Annotated in this window: 1 protein-coding gene; it reads right to left on the bottom strand. The window is 31.8% G+C overall.

The features are described 5' to 3' along the window. The coding region (locus V6255_RS18300) for a DUF1145 domain-containing protein (protein ID WP_341629411.1) at positions 1–233 on the bottom strand (233 nt) is incomplete at both ends.

Below are 233 nucleotides of genomic sequence, written 5' to 3'. Positions count from 1 at the left end.
ACACGAAAATAGATAATAGGAAATCCTTCTTTTTTAGTTATTTTGAGTTTTTCAGCGAATGCAGCATAATTAACTAATAGTTGGATGTCATGCATAGCTACCACAAAATCTAACAAAAAGTAAATAGCGAGGGCGGCTTTACCAGTGACACGAAAAAATAAGTTAGCAATAAATAATCCCCAAATAATGATCATTAACGCTTTAGCAAAGTGACTAAAGAACTTCATCATTAA

The sequence above is a fragment of the Psychromonas arctica genome (genome assembly GCF_038155225.1).
In the GTDB taxonomy this organism is placed as follows: domain Bacteria; phylum Pseudomonadota; class Gammaproteobacteria; order Enterobacterales; family Psychromonadaceae; genus Psychromonas; species Psychromonas arctica_B.
Note: the sequence above shows the minus strand (reverse complement) of the source record. Positions and strands in the feature narration are given on the sequence as shown.